Origin of the sequence: Frigoribacterium sp. Leaf44, from assembly GCF_001421865.1 — a bacterium.
Classification (GTDB): domain Bacteria; phylum Actinomycetota; class Actinomycetes; order Actinomycetales; family Microbacteriaceae; genus Frigoribacterium.
Genome location: NZ_LMLG01000005.1, coordinates 57,519 through 60,039 on the forward strand (window position 1 = coordinate 57,519; position 2,521 = coordinate 60,039).

Here is a 2,521-nt window from a genome sequence, read left to right on the forward strand (position 1 = left end):
CGCACCGACCCGATCCCCACCCGAGCGAGAGAGCACACCATGTCCCTGCCCACGAAGACCGCCTCCGGCGGTGAGCTGAGCAACCAGCAGCAGCTCGAGCAGTACGGCTACAAGCAAGAACTCAAGCGGTCGGTCTCGACCGTCGACCTGTTGATCTACGGCCTGATCTTCATGGTGCCGATCGCGCCCTGGGCGATCTTCGGCACCGTCTACAACGCGTCGTCGGGCATGGTGCCGCTGGTCTACCTGGTCGGACTCGTCGCGATGATCTTCACCGCCCTCGCCTACGCGCAGATGGCGAAGTCGATCCCGCTGGCCGGGTCGGTCTTCTCGTACGTCGGGCGGGGCATCCACCCCGTGGCCGGGTTCTTCGCCGGCTGGGCCATCCTGCTCGACTACCTGCTCGTGCCGACGCTGCTCTACGTCTTCGCCGCGGAATCGATGATCGGCATCTTCCCGGGCACCGCGCGCTGGATGTGGGCGCTGATCTTCGTCGCGATCAACACCGCGGTGAACCTCCTCGGCATCAGCTCGATCAAGCTGATGAACCGGGTCTTCCTCGCCATCGAGGTCGTCTTCATCGTGATCTTCGTCATCATCGCCGTGACGGCGCTCAACGGCGGCACGATCCCCGGTGCCGAGTTCACGACCGACCCCATCTGGGACTCCAGCAAGGTCACGGCCCCGCTGATCGCCTCGGCGCTGTCGATCGCGGTGCTGAGCTTCCTCGGGTTCGACGGCATCTCGACCCTCGCCGAGGAGAGCACCGGCAAGCGCGGCGGAGCAGGCAAGGCCATGATCATCGCGCTCTTCATCGTGGCGTTCTGCTTCGTCCTGCAGACCTGGCTGGCCAGCGCGCTCGCCGGCGGCCGCGACTCGTTCCCCGAGGGCGAGGCCGGCAACGCCTTCTTCGACCTCGTGCGTGAGGCGTCGAACAGCGGGTGGGCGACGGCGTTCTTCGTCGTCAACGTGCTCGCCGTCGGCATCGCCAACGCGATGGCCGCCCAGGCCGCGACCTCCCGTCTGCTCTTCTCGATGAGCCGCGACGGGCAGCTGCCGGCCTTCCTGTCGAAGATCAACACGCGTCAGGTGCCGCAGGCCGCGATCCTGGTCGTGTCGGCGCTCTCGGCCGTGCTCGTGTTGTTCTTCGTCGGCCAGATCGGCGTCATCTCGTCGCTGGTCAACTTCGGGGCCCTGTTCGGCTTCATGCTGCTGCACGTCTCGGTCGTCGTGCACTACGTCGTGAAGAAGAAGTCGCGCAACTGGTCGTTGCACCTCGTCGTGCCCGTGGTCGGGTTCCTGATCATCGGCTACGTGCTGGTCAACGCCGCACCCGAGGCCAAGATCGGCGGCGTGGTCTGGCTGGTGCTCGGCGCGGGCGTGTTCCTCTACTACCGCAGCCGAGGAGGCGCGGCGCCGTCCCTCGGGCAGGCCGCGGACGACTCCGCGGTCGCGTCCACCCCCGCCACCGACTCCGAACGGCGCGACGCATGAGCGGCGACGGGACCGGCCCCGGGGCCGGCGCCTCCGTCGGGGAGCCGACCCGCGCCTCCTCGGGGCCACGGCACGACGGGATCGACCACTTCCTCGGCAAGGAGCACGGCCGCCCCGGCTTCACCGCCACGGTGGAGCCGGCCCTGCGCATCGAGCCGGGCACGGGCGAACGCATCGGGTTCGAGACGAGCGACGCCGTCTACGCCGAGCTGCACCGGCACCACGACCTGGCGAAGCTGTCCGTGCCGATCAACCCCGTCACCGGGCCGGTGTACGTCGAGGGCGCGAAGCCGGGCGACGCGCTCGCCGTGACGGTGCACGAGATCCGACTGATCGAGCACGGCTGGTCGGTCAGCCTGCCCGGGTCCGGGGCCCTGCAGCACGCGATGGGTGACGAGATGTTCACCCGTCGCGTGCCGATCGACTCCGACGGGGTGCACGTCACCGACCGGCACGTGTTCGAGGCCCGGCCGATGATCGGCTGCATGGGCACGGCGCCCGCCGAGGGCGAGAACTCGACGATCATGCCCGCGTACGCCCAGGGCGGCAACATGGACGTCACCGAGAACACGGTCGGGTCGACGGTCTACCTGCCGGTCATGGTCGAGGGGGCGTACCTGTCGATCGGCGACGTGCACGCGATCATGGCCGAGGGCGAGTCGTCGTTCGTGGCCATCGAGGCCGAGGGCACGGCGGTCGTCTCGATCGACCTGGTGCCGGGCCTCGGCCTGCGGGCGCCCCGCATCGAGACCGCGGACGACTGGATCTTCGTCGGTCTCGGCGACCCGGTGCAGGAGAGCATCCGTCGCGGCTACGAGGACGCCTTCTCGTTCCTCGTGGACGACCACGGCTGGTCGCGTGGCGACGCGTACGCCGTGCTCAGCGCCGTGGGTCACTCGCGCCTCGGGGGCCCGACCGGCTCGGTCGCCCCCGACCCGCTGCACCCGTTCGACGCCGTCGGCGCGGTCACGCTGCACCGCGTGCCGAAGAGCGTGCTCTGAGCGCGAGACCCCAGGAAGTCACCGAG

At 69.3% G+C, this 2,521-nt stretch carries 2 protein-coding genes; both read left to right on the forward strand.

The window, feature by feature from the left end; genetic code table 11:
• The first annotated feature begins 39 nt into the window (after positions 1-39).
• On the forward strand, positions 40-1,494 hold the full coding sequence (locus ASE87_RS07570; RefSeq protein ID WP_056227599.1) for an APC family permease: 1,455 nt from the start codon (positions 40-42) through the stop codon (positions 1,492-1,494).
• A complete protein-coding gene (locus ASE87_RS07575; protein ID WP_082059782.1) occupies positions 1,491-2,495 on the forward strand; it encodes an acetamidase/formamidase family protein in 1,005 nt (334 codons plus the stop codon). The genes ASE87_RS07570 and ASE87_RS07575 overlap by 4 nt, the downstream gene beginning before the upstream one ends.
• Positions 2,496-2,521: the final 26 nt, after the last annotated feature.

Bases quoted from the DNA above. Each gene is read 5' to 3' on its own strand.
- ASE87_RS07570 (WP_056227599.1), top strand. From the start codon at position 40: ATGTCCCTGCCCACGAAGACCGCCTCCGGCGGTGAGCTGAGCAACCAG.
- ASE87_RS07575 (WP_082059782.1), top strand. From the start codon at position 1,491: ATGAGCGGCGACGGGACCGGCCCCGGGGCCGGCGCCTCCGTCGGGGAG.